General features: G+C 76.5%; 2 protein-coding genes. Both read right to left on the reverse strand.

What is annotated here, in order from left to right:
• A partial coding sequence (locus ACFWIC_RS40230) for a type I polyketide synthase (protein ID WP_380522091.1) occupies positions 1-1833 on the reverse strand: 1833 nt, incomplete at its 3' end.
• A 53-nt stretch (positions 1834-1886) separates the two neighbouring features.
• Positions 1887-7802, reverse strand: a 5916-nt coding sequence (locus ACFWIC_RS40235; protein WP_380522093.1) for a type I polyketide synthase, incomplete at its 5' end; no start/stop codon positions are given.

Here is a 7802-nt window from a genome sequence, read left to right on the forward strand (position 1 = left end):
CGCATCGAACGCAGCAGCGAACACCGGCTCCGAGGCATACAACTCACGCCCCATCCCCACCCGCTGACTCCCCTGACCCGAGAACAGGAACGCCAACCCACCAGCCTGCGCAGTACCGCGAACGACCTCCACACCCCCCAGATCACGCAACGCAGCCGGATCACCCAGCGCCACCGCGCGCTCCTCGAAGCTCGCCCGGGTGGTGACCAGGGCGCGGGCCAGGTCGACCAGGCCGTCACCGCCCCGCGTCCGGGCCGCGTCGGCCGACTCGGCGATCCGCAGGGCCTGCTCGCGCAGCGCCTCCGGGGAACGCGCCGACACCACGAACGGCACCACGGACGGCACCACAGCCGGAACCACCACGGACGGCACCGAGGACGGCGGGCCCGTCTCGGGGTCCGTCCCGGTCCCGGCCGGCGGAGCGGTCTCCTCCGCCGCGGCCGGCACCTCGGGCGCCTGCTCGATGATCACGTGCGCGTTGGTCCCACTGGCGCCGAAGGCCGAGACGCCGACCCGGCGCGGGCCGGTCACGGACGGCCACGCGCGCTGCTCGGTGAGCAGTTCCACCGCGCCCGCCGACCAGTTGACGAACGGCGTCGGCTCCTCCGCGTGCAGGGTGCGCGGCAGCACGCCGTGCCGGATCGCCAGCACCGACTTGATCACCCCGGCCACGCCGGCCGCCGCCTGGGTGTGCCCGATGTTCGACTTCAACGAGCCCAGCAGCAGCGGCTGTTCGGCCGGGCGCTCCTGCCCGTAGGTGGCCAGGACGGCCTGGGCCTCGATCGGGTCGCCGAGCCGGGTGCCCGTCCCGTGCGCCTCCACCGCCTGCACGTCGGCCGTGGCGAGCCGGGCGTCCGCCAGGGCGGCCCGGATCACCCGCTGCTGGGCGGGGCCGTTGGGCGCCGTCAGGCCGTTGGAGGCGCCGTCCTGGTTGACCGCCGAACCGCGCAGCACCGCCAGCACCTCGTGACCCAGCCGCCGCGCGTCCGACAGCCGCTCGACCAGCAGCAGCCCGACCCCCTCGGCCCAGCCGGTGCCGTCCGCGTCCGCCGCGAAGGCCTTGCAGCGGCCGTCGGCGGAGAGCCCGCGCTGGCGGGAGAACTCGACGAAGCCCTGGGCCGTCGACATCACGCTGACCCCGCCGGCCAGCGCCAGGTCCGACTCCCCCGACCGCAGCGACTGCGCGGCCAGGTGCAGGGCGACCAGCGAGGAGGAGCAGGCGGTGTTCACCGTGACCGCCGGACCCTCGAAACCGAAGGTGTAGGAGATCCGGCCGGACGCCACGCTGTCCAGCCCGCCGATGCCCAGGTACCCCTCCAGGTCGCCCGGTGCGTCGTGGAGCCGGGGCGTGTAGTCCGTCCCGGCGAGGCCCGCGAAGACGGCCGTCCGACTGCCCTTGAGCGAGGTCGGGTCGATCCCGGCCCGCTCGAACGCCTCCCACGCGGTCTCCAGCAGCAGCCGGTGCTGCGGATCGGTGGCCACCGCCTCGCGCGGCGAGATGCCGAAGAACTCGGCGTCGAACTCGGCCGTGGTGTCCAGGAATCCGCCGTGCCGGGTGTAGGAGGTGCCGGGCCGGTCCGGGTCGGGGTCGTAGAGCCCGTCGAGGTCCCAGCCCCGGTCGGTGGGGAACTCGGTGATGGCGTCGACGCCCTCCGAGACCAGCCGCCAGAGGTCCTCGGGCGAGCCGACCCCACCGGGCAGACGGCAGGCCATGCCGACGATGGCGATCGGCTCCCGCTTGGCCCGCTCCACCTCCTCCAGCCGCCGGTTGGCCTGGCGGGCGTCGGCCAAGGCGCGCTTCAGGTAGTCGCGGAGCTTCTGGTCGTTCGACATCGGTGCCTCTCGCATCACGGTCGTTCGGGTGGTCACAGGGGGCCGGACGGCCGTCAGTGGGTGTCGGAGGAGGACGCGTCGCGGTCCATCAGCGCGAACAGTTCCTCGTCGGTGGCGTTCTCCAGGTCGAGCTCGTCGAACCCGTCGCCGCCGATCGCCCCGTCCACCGGGCCGACGTCCCAGCGGTCGACCAGCGCCTTCAGCCGGGCCAGGACCGAGGCGCGCTCCACCCCCGGGTCCTCCGGGCCGGCCAGGGCCCGTTCGAGCGCGGCCAACGACGCCAGCGCGCCGATCTCCGGCCCCGCCCCGGCCCCGGGGAGTTCGGTGATCAGGTACTCGGCGACGGCCGCCGGCGTCGGGTGGTCGAAGACCAGCGTGGCGGGCAGGTCCAGGCCGGTCCCGGCACCGATCCGGTTGCGCAGCTCGACGGCGGTCAGCGAGCTGAGCCCCAGCTCCCGGAACGCCCGGTCGGGGGCGACCCCGCTGGTGTCGGCATGGCCGAGCACTGCGGCGGCCTCCCGGCGGACCAGGTCGAGCAGCGCCGCCGCGCGCGCCGCCGGCTCGTCGAACACGGCCAGCCTGGCCACCCAGGGTGCGGGGCCGTCGGTCGCCGTCCCGGCCCCGGCCACGGAGGCGGTCACCGTCGCGTTGGTCACGACCGCGTCCAGCCAGTAGCGCCGGCGCTGGAACGGGTAGGCGGGCAGCGTGACCGGGCGCGGACGGGCGGCGGCGAACAGTCCCGGCCAGTCGACCGGCACCCCTCGCACCCACAGCTCGGCGGCGGAGAGCAGGAACCGGTCCAGCCCGCCGTGGTCGCGCCGGAGCGTGCCCGCCACCACCGAGCGGCGGGCGGCATCGGCCGCCTGGAGGGTCTCCTGGATCGGCACCGTCAGCACGGCGTGCGGGCTGACCTCGACGAACACGGTGTGCCCCGTCTCGGCGAGCCGCCGGGTGGCGTCCTCGAAGCGGACCGTCTCGCGCAGGTTGGTCACCCAGTACCCGGCGTCCAGCCCGGCCGTGTCGAACCAGTCGCCGGTGACCGTGGAGAGCAGCGGAACCTCCCCGGTCCGCGGGCGGACCGGGGCCAGCAGGTCGAGCAACTCGGCCCGCAGTCCGTCCACCTGGGCGGAGTGCGAGGCGTAGTCGACCGGGATCAGCCGGGCCCGGACGTCCTCCGCGCGGTAGCCGGCGACCAGTTCGGCCAGCGCCTCCGGCTCGCCGGAGACCACGGTCGCCGACGGGCCGTTCACCACGGCGACGGAGAGCCGCTCGCCCCAGGCCGCGATCCGCTCGCCGACCTCGGCCGCGGGCAGCGCGACCGAGGCCATGCCGCCGGCGCCGGAGAGGGCGAGGATGGCGCGGCTGCGCAGGGCGACCACGCGGGCGCCGTCGGCCAGCGAGAGGCCGCCGGCGACCACGGCCGCGGCGATCTCGCCCTGGCTGTGGCCGACCACGGCGTCCGGGCGGACGCCGTGCGCCTGCCAGAGTTCGGCGAGCGAGACCATCACCGCCCAGAGCACCGGCTGGACCACGTCCACCCGGTCGAGCCCGGGGGCGCCGGGGGCGCCGCGCAGGACGTCGACCAGCGACCAGTCGGCGTGCGGGGCCAGGGCGGCCGCGCACTCCTCGATCCGGGCGGCGAACACCGGTGCGGTGTCGAGGAGTTCGACCGCCATGGCGGCCCACTGGGAGCCCTGGCCGGGGAAGACGAACACCGTCCGGCCGGTCACGTCGGCGCTGCCCGTGACCAGCGCGGCGGCCGGGTCCCCGGCGGCGAGCGCACGCAGCGCGGCCGGGTCGCCGACGGCGACCGCACGCTCCTCCAGCGCGCCCCGCGCGGTGGCCAGGGCGTTCGCGACGTCCACCGCGTGGTCGCCGACGGCCGGTTCCCGGTCGTCGGTGGCGGGTTCCCCGCCGCCGGTGGCCGACGGGTCGGTGACCGCCAGCAGCTCGGCGACCCGGGCCGCCTGGGCCCGCAGCGCCCCGGCCGTCCGGGCGGAGACCGGGTACGGCAGCACGGCGGGCGCGGTGCCGCGCTCGGCGGGAACCGCCGCCGGGGCCTGCTCGATGATCACGTGCGCGTTGGTGCCCGAGACGCCGAACGAGGAGACCGCCGCCCGTCGGGGGCGCCCGCTCACCGGCCACTCCCGGGACTCGGTGAGCAGTTCCACCGCCCCCGCCGACCAGTCCACGTACGGCGAGGGCTCGTCGACGTGCAGGGTCTGCGGGAGGACGCCGTGCCGGAGCGCCTGGACCATCTTGATGACGCCCGCCGCGCCGGCCGCCGCCTGCGTGTGCCCGATGTTGGACTTCAGCGAGCCGAGCCAGAGCGGCCGGTCCTCCGGCCGTCCCTGCCCGTAGGTGGCCAGCAGGGCCTGCGCCTCGATCGGGTCGCCCAGCGTGGTGCCGGTGCCGTGGCCCTCGACCGCGTCCACGTCGGCGGTGCCCAGACCCGCGTTGGCCAGCGCCTGGCGGATCACCCGCTGCTGGGACGGGCCGCTGGGCGCGGTGAGGCCGTTGGAGGCGCCGTCCTGGTTGACCGCGCTGCCGCGGACCACGGCGAGCACCTGGTGCCCGTTGCGCCGCGCGTCCGACAGCCGCTCGACCAGCAGCAGCCCGACCCCCTCGCCCCACCCGGTGCCGTCCGCGGCGCCTGCGTAGGCCTTGCAGCGGCCGTCCGCGGAGAGGGCGCGCTGCCGGGAGAACTCGACGAACGTGGTCGGGGTGGACATCACGGCCACGCCCCCGGCCAGGGCCAGGTCGCACTCGCCGGACCGCAGCGACTGCGCGGCCAGGTGCAGGGCGACCAGCGAGGAGGAGCACGCGGTGTCGACCGTGACCGCCGGACCCTCGAACCCGAAGGAGTAGGAGATCCGGCCGGACGCCACGCTGCCCGCCGTGCCGTTGCCCAGCCAGCCCTCCAGCTCGGCCGGCACCTCACGGACGCGCGGCGCGTAGTCGTGGTACATCACGCCGGCGAAGACACCGGTCCGGCTGCCGCGCAGGGTCGCCGGGTCGATGCCCGCGCTCTCCAGCGCCTCCCAGCTGGTCTCCAGCAGCAGCCGCTGCTGGGGGTCGGTGGCCAGCGCCTCGCGCGGCGAGATGCCGAAGAACTCGGCGTCGAACTCGGCCGGGCGCTCCAGGAACCCGCCGTGCCGGGTGTACGAGGTGCCGGGCCGGTCCGGGTCCGGGTCGTACAGCGCGTCGAGGTCCCAGCCCCGGTCGTCCGGGAACTCGCTGACGGCGTCCCGGCCTTCGGCGACCAGGCGCCACAGCTCCTCCGGCGTGGCGACTCCGCCGGGCAGGCGGCAGGCCATGCCGACGATGGCGATCGGCTCGTCGACGCGCGACCGGGTCGACGTCTGCTGCCGGAACGCCACGGCCGTGTCGGCGCGTTCGGCGGCCGGGAGGCCGGCGCCGAGGAGTTCGGTGCGCAGGTGGTCGGCGAGGGCGGTCGGGTTCGGGTGGTCGAAGACCAGCGTCGCCGAGAGCCTCAGCCCGGTGGCCGCGGTGATCCGGTTGCGCAGCTCGACGGCGGTGAGCGAGTCCAGGCCCAGGCTGGTGAACGACCGCTGGGCGCCCACCGATTCGGCGTCCGTGCCGAGCACGGCGGACACCTCCGCGCGGACCAGCCGGAGCAGCTCCGCCTGCCGCTCGGTGTCGTCCGGCAGGGCGGCGAGCCGCTGGGCGAGCGTCGCCTCGCCGGGCGCGGTGGCCGGTCCGCCGGCGCCGGCCGTGCGCCGGGCCGGGCGGACCAGACCGTGCAGCAGCACCGGGGCGGTGCGACCGCGCAGGACGGCGAGGTCCAGCGGGGACGGCACGAGGGTCGCCCGGTCGGTCAGCCGCTGGGCGGCGTCGAAGAGCCGGACCCCCTCGGCGGACCCGATCGGCCGGATGCCGAACCGCGCCAGCCGGGCGTGGTCGGCGGCGCCGAGGTGGCCGGTGATGCCGCTGGCCTCCTCCCACTGGCCCCAGGCCAGGGACTGGGCGGGCAGGCCGATCGACCGGCGGTGGGCGGCGAGCGCGTCCAGATAGGTGTTCGCCGCCGCGTAGCTCCCCTGCCCCGGGCTCCCCAGGACGGCGGCGACGGAGGAGTACAGGACGAACGCGGCCAGGTCGTGGCCCCGGGTCAGCTCGTGCAGGTGCCGGGCCCCGTCCGCCTTCGGCGCCCACACCGCGGCCAGCCGCTCGGGCGTCAGCGCGGTCAGGATCCCGTCGTCCACGACACCCGCCGTGTGGACCACCGCAGTGAGCGGATGCCCCGCCGGAACCTCCCGGATCGCGGCGGCCAGCGCCTCACGGTCGGCCGCGTCGGCGGCGGCGATCGTCACCGAGGCACCCGCCGCGACGAGCTCCTCCCGCAACTCGGCCGCACCCGGCGCCCGCTCGCCCCGCCGGGAGAGCAGCACCAGATGCCGCACCCCCCGCTCGGCCACCAGGTGCCTCGCCAGGATCGCCCCCAGCGTCCCCGTACCACCCGTGATCAGAACCGTGCCGTCCGGGTTCCACGGGTGCGCCTCGGACTGCGGCGGAACGGTCACCCGGGCCAGCCGGGGGACGCGTATCGCGCCGTCCCGCAGGGCGAGTTGGGGCTCGCCGGTGGCGACGGCGGCGGCCAGGGCCGCCTCGGAGGCCGCGGCGCCGTCGGTGTCCACGAGCACGATCCGGCCCGGAAACTCGGACTGGGCCGAGCGGAGCAGGCCCCAGACGGGGGCCGTCGCCAGGTCGGGCGTCTCCCCCTCGTCCACGGCCACCGCCTGACGCGTCAGGACCACCAGACGGACACCCTCACGGGACTCGTCCGCGAACCACCCCTGAACGGCCGCCAGCGTCACGGCCAGGTCCCCCTCCGCGCGCAGCACCTCCCAGGCGGACTCGTCGGAGGCACCCGCCGTCGACGCGGGCCATTCGACGGCGAAGAGGGTGTCCCGGCCGACGGCGGGTACGGCCCCCAGCTGCTCGGCCCGGACCGGCCGGGTGATCAGCGAGGCGACCGAGACCACGGGCCGGCCCTCGGGGTCGGCGGCCTCCAGGGCGTAGGTGTCCGGCCCGGTGGCGGTGACCCGCACCCGCAGCTCGGTCGCGGCCGAGGCGTGCAGGGTGACGCCCCGGTAGGCGAAGGGCAGCCGGCGGACGCCGGCACCGCTCGGGTCTCCGTCCGCGCCGCCGTCCGTGCCGCCGTCGAGGGCGGGAAGCTGGGCGGCCGCGTCCAGCAGGGCGGGGTGCAGCCCGAACCGGGCGGCGTCGGCGGTGAGCTGCTCCGGGAGGGCGGCCGTCGCGTAGAGCGTCGACCCCTCCCGCCAAACCTCCCGCAGGCCCCGGAAGGCCGGCCCGTAGTCCAGACCGACGGCGGCCAGCAGCGCGTACGCCTCTTCCGGGGCGATGCGCTCGGCGGTGTCGGCGGGCGGCCAGGCGAAGAGCTCGGCGGCGACGGGCGCGGTGGAGAGCAGGCCGCTCGCGTGGCGGGTCCAGTCGCCGGCGGCTCCGGAGTGCGCCGACCGGTCGGCGGCGGAATCCGCCGATCGGTCGGCGTGCTCGCCACCGCCTGCCGGCGGGGCGGGACGCGAGTGGACGGTGACGGACCGCAGGCCGTTGCCGTCCGGCTCGCCCACGGCCACCTGGAGCTGGAGCGCGCCGCGCTCGGGCAGGACGAGCGGGGCCTCGACGACCAGTTCGTCGAGCGCACTCGCCCCCACCTCGTCGCCCGCGCGGATCGCCAGCTCGACCAGGGCCGCGCCCGGCGCGAGCACCGTCCCGAGGGCGACGTGGTCGGCGAGCCACGGGTGGGTGGCCAGTGACAGGCTGCCCGTGAGCAGCAGGCCGGTGGAGTCGGCCGGGGCGACGACCGCGCCGAGCACGGGGTGCTCGACGGCAGCCAGGCCGAGGCCGCCGGCGTCACCGGTACGGGTCGCGGGCTCCAACCAGTAACGACGCCGCTGGAACGGATACGTCGGCAGATCCACCCGCGG

Origin of the sequence: Kitasatospora sp. NPDC127035, from assembly GCF_042726075.1 — a bacterium.
GTDB lineage: Bacteria > Actinomycetota > Actinomycetes > Streptomycetales > Streptomycetaceae > Kitasatospora.